Here is a 14,650-nt window from a genome sequence, read left to right as displayed (position 1 = left end):
GAGGTCGGCCGCCAGGCACTGCGCTGCATCCGCTGCTCGGCGTGCCTGAACGTCTGCCCGGTCTACGAACGGGCCGGCGGCCACGCCTACGGCTCGGTGTATCCGGGCCCGATCGGCGCCATCCTCAGCCCTCAGCTCAGGGGGACGGCCAGCGAGATAGACGCCTCCCTGCCGTACGCGTCCTCGCTGTGCGGTGCCTGTTACGAGGTGTGCCCGGTCGCCATCGACATCCCCGAGGTGCTGGTGCACCTGCGGGAGCGGGTGGTCCAGGGCGGGCCCGCCGTCCGGCAGGGCAACAAGGTCGTCCTGAAACCGGCGAAGGGGCATGCCGCCGAGCGGGCGGCGATGCGGGCGGCGCAGTGGGCGTTCACGCATCCCGGCGCGCTGCGGACCGGCCAGCGGCTGGCGTCGCGCACCCGCCGCCTCCATCCGCGCACCCTTCCGGGACCGGGCCGCGCGTGGAGCGGCAGCCGGGACCTGCCGGAGGTGCCCGCGGAGCCGTTCCGGGACTGGTGGCTGCGCACGCACGGTGGAAAGGACGGGGCGAAATGAGCAGCAGGGAGCGCATCCTGGGACGCGTGCGACGTGCCGTCGCGGACGTGCCGCGTGACGACGAGCCGTACGAGCGGGCCGTCGCACGGGAGTATCTTCGCGAGCACGGGCGGCGGACCGTCACGGAGACGGTGGAGCTGCTCGCCGAGAACCTGGCGGACTACCGGGCGATCGTGCACCGGTGCACGGACGGGCAGTTGCCCGACCTGCTGATGCGGCTCCTGGCCGCTCGCGGCTCGCGGAGCGTGGTGGTGCCGCCGGGGTTGCCGCCCGGTTGGACGGCGGCCGTCGACGCGACCCGGGTCCACGACCGCGCGGCGAGCACTCCGCACGAACTGGACCGGGTCGACAGCGTGGTCACGGGGTGCGCCGTCGCCGTCGCCGAGACCGGCACGATCGTCCTGGACGGCTCCCCCGACCAGGGCCGCCGCCGCATCACCCTCGTCCCCGACCACCACATCTGCGTCGTGCGGGTGCCGGACCAGGTGGTCCCGTCCGTCCCCCTGGCCCTCGAACGGCTCGATCCGTCGCGCCCGTTGACCTGGATCTCCGGTCCCTCCGCGACGAGTGACATCGAACTGGACCGGGTCGAGGGGGTGCACGGTCCGCGCACCCTGGAGGTGGTGCTGGTGGAGGGCTGAGCGAAGAGGTCAGTCGGCGTCTTCCAGGACCACCGAGTCGAGGGTGCCCTCCACGATCCGGTGCCGGGGCAGCGAGAGGCCGAAGACCTGCCCGAGGACGTCGAGTGCGGTGCGGCGCACGAGCCGGCGGTCGGCGTCCTCGTCGGGAAGCCCGGCGGCCGTCAGCAACGGTTCGACGCGGCGCACCCACTCGGGATCCCCGTCGACGCCCTGGTAGCCCCAAGAGCGGTCCAGATGCAGGTTGAAGGCGCATACGGACTCCCCGTCGTGGAAGTACGCGAAGTGCGGCGGCACGGGTTTGCCGTTCTCCTCCTCGTACTCCAGGTGGAAGACGTGGGCTCCGCCGTGTGAGACCGCGGCCTGGTTCACCATCTCGCCCATCCAGCCGCCGTAGCAGACCACGAACGACCAGTCGCCCTCCCGTCCGTGGCGCAGGGCGAGGCCGTCCCAGACGTCGCCGTAGAGGTCGTCCAGCAGTTCGTTGACCTGGCGGCCGGTCAGCTCGCCGATGTTGCGCGCCGTGTACTTCGTGTCGAAGGCACGCTCGGCGATCCGCGACACCAGTTCCCCGGGGGTCAGTTCGCGGGACGCATGCATGCTGTGGCCGCTGAAGTCGACGCACTTGGATTCGGCGAGCCACGCTATTCCGTCGGTCATGGCGATCATCGTGACGCATGCCGGGGCGGGGTGTCACTGAGTACACCCCCCGATAGGGGCTCTGCGCGCCCAGTGTGGCCCGCCCTCGGTCTCCGTAGCGTCTTCGACGAGGCACCGCACAGGGCGTGCCGCACGGAAGGTGATGACGATGTTTCGCACCGGCGCACGAGGCGACCACGACCCGGTCCCCGCCCCCGAGGCGCTCCGCCTCGTCAAGGTGACCAGGACCTACGGCACCGCGGAGAACGCCGTGACCGCGCTGGACGGGGTGACGCTGAGCGGGGCGAGTGGCTGGCTGGCCGTACGCACTCTGCGGGAGCGGGCCGGCCACCTCGCCGGGATCCTGATGTCGCTGATCCTGTTCACGGCGGTGTCGACCGCGACGGTCACCGTGCAGGCGGTGGAGAGCGACGCCGTGAAGGCCTCCGGTCTGGTCAGGTCGGTCGACGCCAAGAACCTGGAGACGCTCAACCTCACGGTGGTCGGCATCATCGCGGTGCTCGTCTGCGTGATGCTGGTCAACTCGCTGTACGCGGCGACGACGTACCGCTCCCGTGAGTTCGGGCAGCAGCGGCTGGCGGGGGCGGCTCCGGGACAGGTGCTGGGCATGGTCGGCGCCGAGGGCGTGATCCTGACGCTCACCGGGGTGTTCTTCGGGACGGTGGCCGCGCTGGCCGGGGTGGTGCCGTTCACGGTGGTGCGTACCGACGCGGTGCTGTCGGACCAGTTCCTCGGGGTCTGGCTCGCGATGGTGTCGGTGTCGGCGGCGGTGACGCTGGGGACGAGCACGGTGACGGCCCGGGCGGGTGCTGCGTACGCCGGCGGTCGGGGCGGTGGCGACGGCCGCGTGAGCCGGGAGCGGGAGGGGGTGGCCGTCACGGCGGCCACCCCCTCCCGTTGTCCGCGGTTCCGTTCCTCGCGCGACGCGCCGGCCTCTTCCTAGTCGGCCTTGGCGTACTCCTTGGCCATGCCTCCGGCGAAGTCGTACACGACGCACTGTCCGTCGCCGACGACCCAGGCGTCGTGGCCGGGCGAGCAGACGAAGACGTCGCCGGGGCCCACCTCGCTCTCGGCGCCGTCGTCCATGCGGACGCACATGCGTCCCTCGACCACGTAGCAGTTGTGGTGGATCATGCAACTGTCGGTGCCCGCGATGGGTGCGACGGACTCCGACCAGCGCCAGCCCGGCTCGAAGGTGGCGACGGCGAAGTCGAGTCCTTCCATGTGCACGGCCTCGATGTGCCCGCGGGGGAAATCGCGCCGCTCGTCCGGCTTGTCGAGCGTCTTTGCCTCGAACATGACGCTCCTCCTTTCCCTGGCCCCACCACTCCATCGTCCGCCTGTCAACTCGGGGCCGCCATCCGGGGGACGCGCGGGGTCAGCGCGGTGTGCCGCACAGACGGGCGAAGCGTTCGGCGTCCACGTTGCCGCCGGAGAGGATCACGCCCACGCGGCCGGGCAGCGGACCGGCGCGGCCGGTGAGGAGGGCGGCCAGCGGGGTGGCGCCGCTCGGTTCGAGTACGGTCTTCAGCCGTTCGAAGGCGAAGCGCATCGCGTCCCGGATCTCGTCGTCGCTGACCAGCACGATCCCGTCGAGCAGCCGCCGGTTGAGGGAGAAGGTCAGCTCGCCGGGGGTGTGCAGGGCCTGGCCGTCGGCGATGGTGCGCGGGACGGGGACGGTGACGCGCCGGCCCGCCTCCAGGGACCGCTTGGTGTCGTCACCGGCCTCCGGTTCGACGCCGATGACCCGGGTGCCGGCGTGCAGGCCCTTGACGGCGGTGGCGCTCCCGGCGATGAGTCCGCCGCCGCCGACCGGTGCGATCAGGACGTCCAGTCGGCCCGTCTCCTCGACGAGTTCGAGGGCGGCGGTGCCTTGTCCGGCGATGACGTGCGGGTGCTCGTAGGGCGGGATCAGGCTCAGCCCGCGTTCGGCGGCCAGGGCCTCGGCGACGGCGACGCGGTCGCCGGTGTAGCGGTCGTAGGTGACGATCTCGGCGCCGTAGCCGGCGGTGGCCGCCCGCTTGGAGGGTGGCGCGTCCTCGGGCATGACGATCACGGCGGTGGTGCCCAGCTCGCGCGCGGCGAGGGCGACCGCCTGGGCGTGGTTCCCGGAGGAGTAGGCGGCGATGCCTCGGGACAGCTGCTCCGGCGTGAGGCGGGAGGCCGCGTTGTAGGCGCCGCGGAACTTGAAGGCGCCCACCCGCTGGTGGTTCTCGCACTTGAGCAGGATCTCGGCGCCCGCCAGGGCGTCCAGGGTGCGCGAGCGCAGCACCGGGGTGCGGTGCGCGACGCCCGCCAGGCGGGCCGCGGCGGAGCGGACGTCGTCGAGGGTGACCGGCGGGGTGGTGGTCGTCACGCGTGTCCTCCAGCAAGGTCGGCGGCCGGGTCGGCCGCGGCGCGGGCCTGGGAGAGGTAGTTGTAGGCGGAGGCCCGGGAGATTCCGAGCCGGGCGGCGACCTGCTCGACCGAGCGGCGTACGGCGAACACGCCGCGCCCGTCCAGGTCGCGGAACAGCTCGAGTCGCTGTGCGCGCTCCAGTGCCGCCCAGCTCCTGTCCCGGCGCAGCGGGTGGGCGTCCACGATGGCGTCGACCACCGCGTCGATGTCGTCGGCGAAGGTGGTCGCCGGTGGATCGGCGGCGGTGCCCGCGGTCCCGGCCAGGGCGCCGAGCAGGGACTGGGCCCGGTCCACGGCGGTGACGTCCAGGTTGACGCACAGGGCGCCGAACACGGCCCCCGTGGAGTCTCGCAGCACCATGGTGGAGGACTTCAGCAGGATGCCGTCACCCGTCCGCGTGACGTAGTTCAGCTCGTCCCGGGCCTCGTCGCCGTGGGCCAGCACGCGCATGCCGATCTCGCTCATCGCCCCGCCCACCGTCCGCCCGGTCACCGAACCGGCGACGGCCACGACCGACCGGTCGGGGCGTCGGTAGTCGTGCAGGACCACCTCGCAGACCGGGCCGAACGTCGCCGCGACGCCGTCCACGACGGGGCGCAGGGCGGCGAGGACGGCGTCCCGTTCGGCATCCAGGGCCTGTTCGCTCACCAGGGGCCTCCTTTCCCGGCTCCACAGAAACGTAAGACTACACATCCAATGATTGGACTAACAGTCCAGACCGGGCCCGCGTTCGACATTCACATCTCGTCTGATCATGCTTCTACTAATGAATTAGTTAAGACATGGAAGGTGACGTGGTCGAGTACCGGATCGATCGGCAGAGCGGCATCCCCGCCTACGTACAGATCGTGCGGCAGACCGAGCAGGCACTCCGGATGGGTGTACTGCGGGTCGGGGACAGGCTCCCGACGGCCAGGGAGGTCGTCGCCGCCACCGCCATCAACCCCAACACCGTGTTCAGGGCCTACCGCGACCTGGAGCGGGCGGGCCTGGTCCAGTCGCGGCGCGGGCTCGGCACCTTCGTGACGCGATCGCTGGCGCGGCCCGGCGCGGAGAGCGGCTCGCCCCTGCGCACGGACCTCGCCGAGTGGGTCGCACGGGCCCGGTCGGCCGGGCTGGAGCGGGACGACGTGCTCGCCCTGGTCACGGCGGCCCTCGACGAGCACGAGTTGCCCAAGCGACACCAGCACGACCCGGACGACCGGGAACGGAAACAGGAGGACGCATGACCGGGCCTGACGAGCCCGCCGCGCCGCACGCCACGGACCTCGGGTTCCGCTACCGGGCACGCGGCGACCGGGCGTTGCGGGACTGTGGGTTCACGGTGCCCCGCGGCCGTATCACCGCCCTGGTCGGCCGCAACGGCGCGGGCAAGAGCACGCTGCTGCACCTGGCCGGCGGGCTGCTGCGCCCCACGCACGGGGAGATCCGGGTACTGGACACGGCGCCGGACACGGCCGCGGCGCGCGCCCGGGCCGCCCTGCTCACCCAGGACAAGCCGCTCCGTCCCCGCTTCACCGTGGCCGACACCCTGCGCATGGGCGGGAAGCCGAACTCCGCGTGGGACGCCCCGGTCGCGGAGCGGGGCGTGCGCGCTACGGCCTGATCACGGCGTCCGGCCGTCGCGAGTCCGTCCTGAACTGCCCCACCCGTCCGGGCGCGGGCTGAAGGAGTGCATGGCCCAGCACGGCTGTGCCGCCCGCTTCTACGAGTTCTACGAGGCGAACCCGGCCGGCGACTACTGGACGTTCCAGTGGATCGACACGGCCCTCCTCGGCGGCCCAGGGCCTGTCGTTTGGATCAGGTCGGCTGAGAGGGACTGCGCCTTCAGCCCCGCGACGCCGGCAAGATCCAAACGACAGGCCCTGGCCCTCGGACTCACCGTCATCACGGTCCTGTTGCCGCGCCACCGGGTCTGACACCCTCTGCGGCACCGTCCTTCCCTCACACGGAGATTCGATCCCATGCCCAAGGACGCCAGGTCCCCGAAGAAACTGCGCAGCAACCGTGCCGCGCTCACGCACAAGGTCGGGTACGCGCTGCGCCACCCCGAGCGCGTCGGCCCCTACGTCCGCCGGGCCGGCCGGGACGCGTGGCTGCGGATCAAGCATCCGGACCACGTCGGTTACTACCGGGCCGTGATGGCCTCCGACGCCCGCCGCGATCCGGAGGCCGCGGTCGGCAGCCAGACCCACGACCGGTGGCTGGCGCTCGGGCAGATGCAGTTCGAGTACCTGATCGAGCACGGGCTGCGTCCCGAGCACCACATGCTCGACATCGGCTGCGGCAACCTGCGCGGCGGCTGGCGCTTCATCGACCACCTCGACGCGGGGCACTACTACGGCATCGACATCTCGCCGGACATACTGATCGCCGCCAAGAAGACCCTGACCGAGCACGGACTCCAGGCCAAGCTCCCCCACCTGACCATCACCGGGAACCTCACCCTGGACTTCCTGCCGGACGACCACTTCGACGTCGTCCACGCGCACAGCGTCTTCTCGCACTCGCCGCTGCACGTGATCGAGGAGTGCCTCTCCCATGTCGGCCGCGTCCTGACCGACACCGGGTTCTTCGACTTCACCTTCGACCGTACCGAGGGCACCGAACACCAGGTGCTCCGCGAGGACTTCTACTACCGCACCGACACCCTGCTCACGCTGGCCCGCAGGCACGGTCTGCACGCGCGGTTCATGGAGGACTGGGAGAAGCGGCCGCACGGCCAGTCCAAGATCCGCGTCAGCCGCTCGCCGCTGCCGTCGTAGGCGGCCGACAGCGACATCCCGGGGGCCGGACCGTCCGTCCGGTCCCCACGGGCGTGGGTCAGGGCCGCGGGTTGGTGCGCCGCCAGCCGGGCCGGGCGTCCGCGCCCCGGCGGCCGGCCGCGGCCGCGCACCGGGGGCAGACCCGGCGGACCGCGTCGGCCGCGCCGCCGGACTCGGGCAGCACGTCGGTCCAGGTGACGGCCGGGAACCTGGACAGCTGCGAACGGTTGAGGGACAGACCGCACACGGTCTGGTTCATGCCCTGCTCCCACGCGTGCACCTCGCCGGACGGCAGCCAGCGGCCGTCCTCCCGGTCCCACCAGCGGCCGGAGGCCGCCACGTCGTAGCGCCGTGTCCTCGCCATCGGCTCGGCCCGCCGCCTTTCTCACCCGTGTACCCGCGTTCCGTCCGCTCCGGGTGCCCCGGACGGGCGACGCCCACACGCGCGTACCCCCTCCTGTGTGATCACTCCGCAAGTCCTGCCGATTTCGGATGTTTTGTCTGCTTAGCATGCGGGGTCCGCGCATCGCGGGTCGGCGCCACCGCGCGACGGGGCCCGGGCACGGACGGCGCACACCGGCTCGCCCCGACGCGAGTACCCCGTGCCGGCGTGCGTGGGGCGACCGCCCGGGGCCCCACCCGGTTCCCCGTGCCGCTCGCCCATGGACCGCCCGCCCCGTACGAGAGGACACCAGATGGCGCCCACGGGCCGTCACAGCCGACTGGCCGAGCACGCCTTCTCCCCGCACGACGCCGTGATGGGCGCCGCCGCCCGGCACCTGGGCCGCCGGCGTTTCCTCACCGTCACCGCGGCGGCCGCCGCGCTCGCCTTCTCCACCAACCTGCCGGCCCGCGGCGCCGTCGCCGCGCCCCTGCGGACCGCCCGGATCACCAGCGACCCGTTCACCCTCGGCGTCGCCTCCGGCGACCCCCTGCCGGACTCGGTGCTGCTGTGGACCCGGCTGGCGCCGGAGCCGTTCCTGGAGGACGGCGGGATGGGCACGGAGCGGGTCACGGTCGAATGGGAGGTGGCGCTCGACGAGTACTTCGCGGCCGTCCTGTTCCGGGGCACCGCCGACGCCCACGCCGAGTACAACCACAGCGTGCACGTCGACGTGAAGGGCCTGACACCGGGCACGGCGTACTACTACCGCTTCCGGGCCGGTGCCTGGCTCAGCCCCGTGGGCCGCACCCGCACCGCGCCGCCGGCGGGCAGCGCCACGTCGGCGCTGAAACTGGCGGCCGTCGCCTGCCAGGCCTACCAGGACGGCTACTACACGGTGCTCCGGCACCTCGCCCAGGACGACGTCGACATCGTCTTCCACCTCGGCGACTACCTGTACGAGTACGCGGTCAACTCGGAGGGCGGGGAGCGCCGCTACACCGACGTCGTGCTGCCCGACGTGTTCAACCGCGAGACGATGACCCTCGCCGACTACCGGCTGCGCTACTCGCTCTACAAGAACGACGAGGACCTCCGGGCGGCCCACGCCGCGCACCCCTTCGTGGTCACCTGGGACGACCACGAGACCGAGAACAACTACGCCGGCAGCATCCCGGAGAACGGCATCCCGCCGGAGGAGTTCCTGCTGCGGCGGGCAGCCGCCTACCGCGCTTTCTGGGAGAACCAGCCGCTGCGCGCCGCACAGCTGCCGCAGGGGCCGGACGCGCAGCTGTACCGCCGGCTGCACTGGGGCACGCTCGCCCAGTTCGACATCCTCGACACTCGGCAGTACCGCTCCGACCAGGCCTACGACGACCGGCCGCACGCCCCCGGGCCCGAGTCGGACGATCCGGCACGCACCATCACCGGCGCCGCGCAGGAGCAGTGGCTGCTCGGCGGCTGGCAGAGCTCGTCCGCGCTGTGGAACGTGATGCCCCAGCAGGTCTGCTTCTCGCAGCGCAAGTTCGACGTGACCGCCGACGCCGCGCTCTCGATGGACGCCTGGGACGGTTACCGCGCCTCGCGCGACCGGGTCGTCGCCGGGGCGAAGGCCGCCGGGGTCGAGAACTGGCTGATCCTCACCGGCGACGTGCACGTGGGCTACGCCCTCGACGTCAAGGAGGACTTCGACGACCCGGCGTCCGCCACCGTGGGCACGGAGGTCACCTGCACATCGGTGGCCAGCGGCCGGGACGGCGTGGAGCAGCCCGCCAACTGGGACCTGTACATGCGGGCCAACCCGCACATGAAGTTCTACGACGGCAGGCGCGGCTACGTCCGGGTCGATCTCGACCGCCAGGCCGCCCGCCTCGACTTCAGGACGGTCTCCGCGATCAGCACGCCCGGCGCTCCCATCACCACGGCCGCGTCCTTCGTCACCGAGGCGGGCAACCCGGGGCTGACCCCCGCCTGAGCGCGCCGCGTCCCGCGCGTCCGCGTACTGCACTTGGCACCCAGCGCGTCCCCCATCGCGCGAATGACCACCGGCCCGGACATGACCGCGGCTCTTTGCGGCAAGGCCTGTGACTTCGCCGCACCCGCACCATGACCCACGGTCACCCACCGACACCCGCTGTCTCGCACAGCCCTCGAAGGAGGCACATCGCATGGTCGGCAGACATGCCGCGCGCAGCCGCCGCGCCGCCCTCACGGCGCTCGGCGCACTGGTCCTGACCACACTCCCCGCCGCCGCGTCGGCCGCCCCGCCGCCCGCTCCCGGACCGGTGTCCGCGGCCGCCCGGACGCTCGGCGCGGACGAACCCCCGGCGCAGGTGCTGCGTGCCATGCAACGGGACCTCGGACTGACGCCGGACCAGGCGTCGGCCAGGCTGGTCAACGAGGCGGAGGCCGGCACCCGCGCGGGCATGCTGCGCAACACGCTGGGCGACCGCTTCGCCGGGGCCTGGGTGAGCGGCGCGACCTCCGCCGAGCTGACCGTCGCCACCACCGACGCCGCGGACACCGCCGCCATCGAGGCGCAGGGCGCCCGGGCCGCGGTCGTCGAGCGGGGTCTGGGCGAGCTGCGGGCGGTCAAGGAGAAGCTGGACGCGGCCGCCGCCCGCACCGAGACGCGCGAGACGCCGGTCTGGTACGTCGACGTCAGGACCAACCGGGCCGTGGTCCAGGCCACCAGCCAGTCGGCCGCCGCGGCCTTCGCCGAGGCCGCCGGGGTCGCGGGCGGGGACGTGGGCGTCCGGGTCTCGGCCCACCGGCCCCGGGTGCTGAAAGACCTCGTCGGTGGCGATGCCTACTACATCGACGGCCAGGCCCGTTGCTCCATCGGCTTCTCCGTCGTCAAGGACCAGCAGCAGGGCTTCGCCACCGCCGGCCACTGCGGCCAGCCCGGCGCGGCGACCACCGGGGCCGACGAGACCGACCAGGGCACCTTCCAGGGGTCCACCTTCCCCGGCAAGGACATGGCCTGGGTGGGCGTCAACGCCGACTGGGCCGCCACCCCCGACATCAAGGCGCAGGACGGCCAGAAGGTGCAGGTCGCCGGTTCGGTGGAGGCGCTCGTCGGCGCCTCGGTCTGCCGCTCCGGCTCCACCACGGGATGGCACTGCGGCACGGTCCAGCAGCACGACACGAGTGTCAGCTACCCAGAGGGCACCGTGGACGGGCTGACCGAGACGACGGTGTGCGCCGAACCCGGTGACTCGGGCGGCCCGTTCGTCGCGGGCACCCAGGCGCAGGGCACCACGTCGGGCGGCTCGGGAGACTGCACGAACGGCGGTACCACCTTCTATCAGCCGATCAACCCGCTGCTCAGCGACTTCGGACTCACCCTGAAGACCACCTCCGCCGCGGCGGGTACGCCCGCGCCGCAGGACAACGCGGCGGCGGACGCGTGGGCCGCGGGCCGGGTCTACGAGGTCGGGACCACGGTGTCCCACGCCGGGCAGCGCTACCGCTGCCTGCAGAACCACCAGGCGCAGGGCGTCTGGTCGCCCGAGGCCACGCCGGCCCTGTGGCAGCGTGTCTGACGGACGGTGAGGCGTGGGCGCGGTGCCGCGGCACCGCGCCTTCGTCATTCCCCGGCGAGGAGCGCGTAGGCGGTGGCGATGAACGGGTCCCGGGCACGGAACCGCCGGGTGCAGACCGCGGCCAGGGCGGTGCCGGTGTCGGGCCGGAAGCCGAGGAACGCCTGCTGGCCGAGGGTGGCACCGCTGTGGAAGTACATCGGCCCGCCGTCGGTGGGATGCCTGAACCACGCCACGGTGTGCACGTGCCGGTGTCCCAGCCCGCGTCGGAGCACCGGCACGCGGACCGACCGCAGGGCGCCGGCGGCCGGTGAGCGGGTGGGGTCGAGGTGGGCTTCGAGGAAGGTGAGCAGGTCGTGCGGGGTGGAGCGGACGGCGCCGGCCGCCGCGAAGCCGCCCGCGTCGAAGGGCGGGACCGAGGTCCGGCCGTCCTTGCGGTGGCCGGTGGCGTCGGTCATCCCGCCCTGCGCGCGCAGGGCGGTGCCGCTCAGGCCGAGCGGGCGCAGGACCTGTCCGGTGATCAGGTCCTCCCAGGCCGTGCGGGTGACCGCTGCGACGGCGTGTCCGAGGACGGAGACGCCGTAGTTGGAGTAGTGCCAGCGGGTCCCGGGGCGGTGCCTCGGTCCGTGTCGCAGGAAGGTGCGGGTCACCCGCTCGGCCGGGTAGCGGGCATAGGGGTTGGTGCGCCAGGCGGGCAGCGCGCGGGGGACGAAGTCGGCGGGCAGGGTCGGGAGTCCCGAGGTGTGGGTGATGAGGTGGGCGAGGGTCACGGGGTGCAGGCCGGCCGGGCGATCGGGGTCCAGGCAGCCGACGGCGGGTTCGGCGCCGGTGAGCACGCCGCGCCGGATCAGCACGGTCAGCAGCAGTCCGGTGAGGGTCTTGGAGGCCGAGCCGATCTCGTAGCGGAGGTCTTCCCGGGGGACGGCGGGCGGTGGGGCGGTGCCGCCGCTGTGGAGGACGCGCCGGCCGTGCCGCGAGACGGCGAAGACGGCGTCGGGTGCGTCGGAGGCGTCGACGGCCTCGGCCAGCCGGTCGCGCAGGGCCCGCTCGTCGCCCGGCGCCGGTGCGGGGGCCGGCGGGAGGGACGCGTCGTCGTCGGGTTCACCCGGCCAGGGCGCGGGACGGGCCGTCATGGGCCCGTGTGCGCCAGCTCGCTGAGGGCGCGGGAGGTGGCCAGCAGGGAGGCGAAGGCGGCGACCAGCGTCGAATGGTAGACGATGTCGAACACCTCCTCGGGGTCGCCCTCGGGCATCGTCCGTACGGCGGGCATGGCGCCGTCGGGCTGCTGCGCGGCGGCGAAGCCCTGCCAGGCGGGCTCGTCGAGGGTGGGCCGGGGCAGGCAGGCGTCGACGACGAGGAGTTCGCCGAGCAGGTCCCAGCGTTCGAGGTCCAGCCAGTCGTCGATCCAGACCGGGAGCCAGGTTGCGAGGTAGTCGGCGATGGCCGGCGGCAGGCCGTCGGGGTTCTCGCCCCAGTCCGTGAGGTGGAAGACGGTGTGGGTGATGTCGTAGGCCGTGTGGCCCTCGACCGTCCAGGGTTCGGGGGTGCCGGCCAGCCAGGTGGTGGCCACCAGGTCGGCCTCGGGCGGCCGGGCCGTGAGGCCGAAGCGGCGCTGGAAGGCGGACAGGCCGAGGCGCCGGGTCGGTGTCACCGGGAACCGCGTCCAGCTGTCCAGCCGGTGGTTGAGCACGGTCGCCCGCTCGATCTCGGGCTGGCTGTAGCCCAGCTCCTTGAACGGCAGGTACACCTCGAAGGGGACCGGTGAGAACGGCTCGATGCGCTGTCCGCGCTCCAGCATGCGGCCGCCGTCCAGGGTTTCGCGCCAGGTGTGGTCGAGCAGTTGGCGGGCGAGTTGTGCCTGCCGGGAGCCGGCGACGCCCTCGCGGAAGAGCACCTTGCAGATCAGGGCGAGTTCCCCGATCGGCTTGAAGCGTTCCAGGAAGCCGATCTCGGGGTCCACGTCCGGCTCCAGCCGGAAGCCGTCGCGGTGGGCCCACAGCCACTCCAGGGCACCGACTCCGACGCGGTGGATCAGGCGGGTGTCCGTCATCCCGGCACTCCTTGTCCGGCGTGGTCCACGTCCCTCAGCCGCGCCGTGGTGAGGGCCGCCGCGAACGCCGCCATCAGGGTGGAGTGGTAGCAGTCGGTGAAGGCGTAGGGGTCCGCGCCCGGGTCCGAGCCGTCGGCGGACCCGGCGGCGTCCTGGATGGCGCCCTCCTCGGGGATCGAGCCGGACGCGTGCTGTGCCGCCGCGACGCGCTGCCAGGCGTCCTCCAGGACGGCCGGTTCCGGCGGCCGCGGCACGCTCGCCGCCACCGCCAGCAACTCGCAGCTCAGGTCCCACATCCGGGCCTCGATGCAGGTGTCGAGCCAGGGCGGCAGCCAGTGCCGCAGATAGTCCGCGAGGTCCGGCGGCACCCCCTGGGCGGTGCGTCCCCATTCGGTGAGGTGGAAGACGACGTGGGTGAGCGCGTAGCCGGCCGCGCGTTCGAAGGTCCAGGGTTCAGGCAGGCCGCCCAGCCAGGTGCGGCCCAGTGCCTGCGGTACCCGGCCGTGCGGGCTCAGGCCGCTGCGCCGCTCGGCCTCGATGACGCCGAGCCGCCGGGTGGGGTACTGCTCGGTGAGCCGCCAGCCGCGGGTCCGGGCCACCACGGCGGCGGACGCCTCGTAGCCGGTGTGCCGGTGACCGGCCGAGGCGAAGGCCGCGTACACCTCCAGCGGGTAGGTGGCGAAGGGCTCCAGCGACTGCATCAGCAGGAACAGCTCGCCCCGGCGGGTCTGCTGCCAGGCGAAGTCCAGCAGGTCGGACACGCGGGTGTGGACCGGGTCCGACGGCGGGGTGCAGGCGGACACGGACGCGCAGACCTGGGCCAGTTCGCCCAGTGGTTTCCAGGTGCGGTTCACCTGGCCGTCGGCGGCCAGCGCGTCGTCACCGAGGGCGAAGCGGTCGCGGTGGGCCCACACCCACTCCAGTGAGGTCTCCTCGACCTCCCGGACGCTCACAGGAGGACTCCGGCCGGCATCAGCCGTGCCGCCTCCAGTTGCAGGGCCACCCGCGGGTCGCTGCCGCCCATGAGCCGTACGAAGTCGAGTCCGGCTTCGAGGCCGAGGGTGTCGGGCACCCCGTCCAGGAGGGTGAGCCAGCGCCCGGCTCCGGCGGCCTGCTGCCAGTCACGGCGGCGTACCGCCCGCACGAAGCCGCGGGCGACGTCCACCGGACGGCGCCGGGCCGCACGGGTCACCGCGCATTCCTCGCCGGGCAGCGCGAGCGGGGCGAGTACGGCGAGCTGGTGGGTCAGGAACTGCCAGCCCGCGTCGTCGAGCCAGCCGGCGCCGGGTTCCGCGCCCGGGTCGTCGGCGAGCGGGTCGGTCAGGGGCTGTTCGAGCCGGCGCAGGGCACGGGCCATGGCCCAGTGGCTCCATACGACGGCGGGGGCCGCGTCGTCCCGCGGCGGATGGGCCGCCACCGCGTCCTTGAACACGGCGAGTTGTCCGGGATCGGGCGGAACGCGCAGGAGGGCGGTGGGCAACAGCGTGTCGGCGCCCAGGACGCGTACCGCCGCACGTGCGACGCCTTCGCCCGCTCCCCCTCCGGTGAGGGTGCCCCCCGCTCGCACGTGGTCTCCGCTCCGAAGAGCGGAGACCACGTCGGAAGCGAGGTCCAGCACCGTTCCCTGGAGAAGGGCTGACGTGCTCGACTGCTCCATCTCACTG

At 73.0% G+C, this 14,650-nt stretch carries 17 protein-coding genes and 1 pseudogene; 9 read left to right on the top strand and 9 right to left on the bottom strand.

Going from position 1 to position 14,650, the window contains the following annotated elements:
• Positions 1-552 (top strand): lactate utilisation protein LutB domain-containing protein (locus tag ACFW48_RS29605; RefSeq protein ID WP_386319778.1); only part of this gene is annotated, 552 nt, incomplete at its 5' end.
• Positions 549-1,193, top strand: a complete 645-nt coding sequence (locus ACFW48_RS29600; RefSeq protein ID WP_386319776.1) for a lactate utilization protein C — start codon at positions 549-551, stop codon at positions 1,191-1,193. The genes ACFW48_RS29605 and ACFW48_RS29600, both read left to right, overlap by 4 nt.
• A 9-nt stretch (positions 1,194-1,202) precedes the next feature.
• On the opposite strand, the gene ACFW48_RS29595 is transcribed toward ACFW48_RS29600, so the two are convergent.
• A complete protein-coding gene (locus ACFW48_RS29595; protein WP_386319774.1) occupies positions 1,203-1,850 on the bottom strand; it encodes a DUF6461 domain-containing protein in 648 nt (215 codons plus the stop codon).
• Positions 1,851-2,109: 259 nt separating this feature from the next.
• Between ACFW48_RS29595 and ACFW48_RS29590 the strand changes: the two are divergent.
• Positions 2,110-2,701: pseudogene (locus ACFW48_RS29590) on the top strand (FtsX-like permease family protein); the annotation flags it as partial.
• An 88-nt stretch (positions 2,702-2,789) separates the two neighbouring features.
• On the opposite strand, the gene ACFW48_RS29585 reads toward ACFW48_RS29590, so the two are convergent.
• The 3 genes from ACFW48_RS29585 to ACFW48_RS29575 form a co-directional block, all read right to left on the bottom strand.
• Positions 2,790-3,149: a cupin domain-containing protein gene (locus ACFW48_RS29585; RefSeq protein WP_375923811.1), complete on the bottom strand. Its 360-nt coding sequence runs from the start codon at positions 3,147-3,149 to the stop codon at positions 2,790-2,792.
• A 79-nt stretch (positions 3,150-3,228) separates the two neighbouring features.
• Positions 3,229-4,206 carry a pyridoxal-phosphate dependent enzyme gene (locus ACFW48_RS29580; protein ID WP_386319771.1) on the bottom strand — a complete coding sequence of 326 codons (978 nt, stop codon included), beginning with the start codon at positions 4,204-4,206 and terminating at the stop codon, positions 3,229-3,231.
• Complete coding sequence (locus ACFW48_RS29575; protein ID WP_386319768.1) at positions 4,203-4,895, bottom strand: transcriptional regulator; 693 nt, start codon at positions 4,893-4,895, stop codon at positions 4,203-4,205. Before ACFW48_RS29575 ends, ACFW48_RS29580 begins: the two co-directional genes overlap by 4 nt.
• A gap of 134 nt (positions 4,896-5,029) precedes the next feature.
• On the opposite strand from ACFW48_RS29575, the gene ACFW48_RS29570 reads away from it, so the two are divergent.
• From ACFW48_RS29570 to ACFW48_RS29555, 4 genes are all read left to right on the top strand, one after another.
• The gene (locus ACFW48_RS29570; RefSeq protein ID WP_386319766.1) at positions 5,030-5,476 is read left to right on the top strand and encodes a GntR family transcriptional regulator; all 447 of its coding nucleotides are present in this window, start codon (positions 5,030-5,032) and stop codon (positions 5,474-5,476) included.
• Positions 5,473-5,853, top strand: a complete 381-nt coding sequence (locus tag ACFW48_RS29565; protein WP_386319763.1) for an ATP-binding cassette domain-containing protein — start codon at positions 5,473-5,475, stop codon at positions 5,851-5,853. Before ACFW48_RS29570 ends, ACFW48_RS29565 begins: the two co-directional genes overlap by 4 nt.
• 70 nt (positions 5,854-5,923) lie before the next feature.
• Positions 5,924-6,166 carry a hypothetical protein gene (locus ACFW48_RS29560; protein ID WP_386319761.1) on the top strand — a complete coding sequence of 81 codons (243 nt, stop codon included), beginning with the start codon at positions 5,924-5,926 and terminating at the stop codon, positions 6,164-6,166.
• A 45-nt stretch (positions 6,167-6,211) separates the two neighbouring features.
• A complete protein-coding gene (locus ACFW48_RS29555; RefSeq protein WP_386319758.1) occupies positions 6,212-7,012 on the top strand; it encodes a class I SAM-dependent DNA methyltransferase in 801 nt (266 codons plus the stop codon).
• A gap of 58 nt (positions 7,013-7,070) precedes the next feature.
• On the opposite strand, the gene ACFW48_RS29550 is transcribed toward ACFW48_RS29555, so the two are convergent.
• On the bottom strand, positions 7,071-7,376 hold the full coding sequence (locus ACFW48_RS29550) for a hypothetical protein (RefSeq protein WP_386319756.1): 306 nt from the start codon (positions 7,374-7,376) through the stop codon (positions 7,071-7,073).
• Positions 7,377-7,707: 331 nt separating this feature from the next.
• Here ACFW48_RS29550 and ACFW48_RS29545 point away from each other — a divergent pair, with 331 nt between their 5' ends.
• Positions 7,708-9,369 (top strand): alkaline phosphatase D family protein, encoded by a 1,662-nt coding sequence (locus ACFW48_RS29545; RefSeq protein ID WP_386319754.1) that lies wholly within the window; start codon positions 7,708-7,710, stop codon positions 9,367-9,369.
• Between the two features lie 193 nt (positions 9,370-9,562).
• Positions 9,563-10,939 (top strand): alpha-lytic protease prodomain-containing protein, encoded by a 1,377-nt coding sequence (locus ACFW48_RS29540; protein ID WP_386319752.1) that lies wholly within the window; start codon positions 9,563-9,565, stop codon positions 10,937-10,939.
• 44 nt (positions 10,940-10,983) lie between these two features.
• Here the strand turns inward: ACFW48_RS29540 and ACFW48_RS29535 are convergent, their stop codons facing one another.
• The 4 genes from ACFW48_RS29535 to ACFW48_RS29520 are packed head-to-tail and all read right to left on the bottom strand — an operon-like array spanning position 10,984 to position 14,643.
• Positions 10,984-12,069 (bottom strand): serine hydrolase domain-containing protein, encoded by a 1,086-nt coding sequence (locus ACFW48_RS29535; RefSeq protein WP_386319749.1) that lies wholly within the window; start codon positions 12,067-12,069, stop codon positions 10,984-10,986.
• The gene (locus ACFW48_RS29530; protein WP_386319746.1) at positions 12,066-12,986 is read right to left on the bottom strand and encodes a DUF6895 family protein; all 921 of its coding nucleotides are present in this window, start codon (positions 12,984-12,986) and stop codon (positions 12,066-12,068) included. Before ACFW48_RS29530 ends, ACFW48_RS29535 begins: the two co-directional genes overlap by 4 nt.
• Complete coding sequence (locus ACFW48_RS29525) at positions 12,983-13,939, bottom strand: DUF6895 family protein (protein WP_386319743.1); 957 nt, start codon at positions 13,937-13,939, stop codon at positions 12,983-12,985. The genes ACFW48_RS29530 and ACFW48_RS29525 overlap by 4 nt, the downstream gene beginning before the upstream one ends.
• A complete protein-coding gene (locus tag ACFW48_RS29520) occupies positions 13,936-14,643 on the bottom strand; it encodes a hypothetical protein (protein WP_345635407.1) in 708 nt (235 codons plus the stop codon). The genes ACFW48_RS29525 and ACFW48_RS29520 overlap by 4 nt, the downstream gene beginning before the upstream one ends.
• Between the last annotated feature and the right edge of the window lie 7 nt (positions 14,644-14,650).

The organism is Streptomyces sp. NPDC058812 (assembly GCF_042744565.1).
GTDB classification, from domain to species: Bacteria; Actinomycetota; Actinomycetes; order Streptomycetales; family Streptomycetaceae; genus Streptomyces; species Streptomyces thinghirensis.
This window is presented reverse-complemented; position numbering and strand designations above follow the sequence as displayed.

Excerpts from the sequence above, each read along its gene's own strand:
- ACFW48_RS29535 (WP_386319749.1), bottom strand. The coding sequence starts at position 12,069 with ATGACGGCCCGTCCCGCGCCCTGGCCGGGTGAACCCGACGACGACGCG.
- ACFW48_RS29545 (WP_386319754.1), top strand. The coding sequence starts at position 7,708 with ATGGCGCCCACGGGCCGTCACAGCCGACTGGCCGAGCACGCCTTCTCC.
- ACFW48_RS29600 (WP_386319776.1), top strand. The coding sequence starts at position 549 with ATGAGCAGCAGGGAGCGCATCCTGGGACGCGTGCGACGTGCCGTCGCG.
- ACFW48_RS29520 (WP_345635407.1), bottom strand. The coding sequence starts at position 14,643 with ATGGAGCAGTCGAGCACGTCAGCCCTTCTCCAGGGAACGGTGCTGGAC.
- ACFW48_RS29550 (WP_386319756.1), bottom strand. The coding sequence starts at position 7,376 with ATGGCGAGGACACGGCGCTACGACGTGGCGGCCTCCGGCCGCTGGTGG.
- ACFW48_RS29530 (WP_386319746.1), bottom strand. The coding sequence starts at position 12,986 with ATGACGGACACCCGCCTGATCCACCGCGTCGGAGTCGGTGCCCTGGAG.
- ACFW48_RS29595 (WP_386319774.1), bottom strand. The coding sequence starts at position 1,850 with ATGACCGACGGAATAGCGTGGCTCGCCGAATCCAAGTGCGTCGACTTC.
- ACFW48_RS29540 (WP_386319752.1), top strand. The coding sequence starts at position 9,563 with ATGGTCGGCAGACATGCCGCGCGCAGCCGCCGCGCCGCCCTCACGGCG.
- ACFW48_RS29560 (WP_386319761.1), top strand. The coding sequence starts at position 5,924 with ATGGCCCAGCACGGCTGTGCCGCCCGCTTCTACGAGTTCTACGAGGCG.
- ACFW48_RS29555 (WP_386319758.1), top strand. The coding sequence starts at position 6,212 with ATGCCCAAGGACGCCAGGTCCCCGAAGAAACTGCGCAGCAACCGTGCC.
- ACFW48_RS29585 (WP_375923811.1), bottom strand. The coding sequence starts at position 3,149 with ATGTTCGAGGCAAAGACGCTCGACAAGCCGGACGAGCGGCGCGATTTC.
- ACFW48_RS29570 (WP_386319766.1), top strand. The coding sequence starts at position 5,030 with ATGGAAGGTGACGTGGTCGAGTACCGGATCGATCGGCAGAGCGGCATC.
- ACFW48_RS29565 (WP_386319763.1), top strand. The coding sequence starts at position 5,473 with ATGACCGGGCCTGACGAGCCCGCCGCGCCGCACGCCACGGACCTCGGG.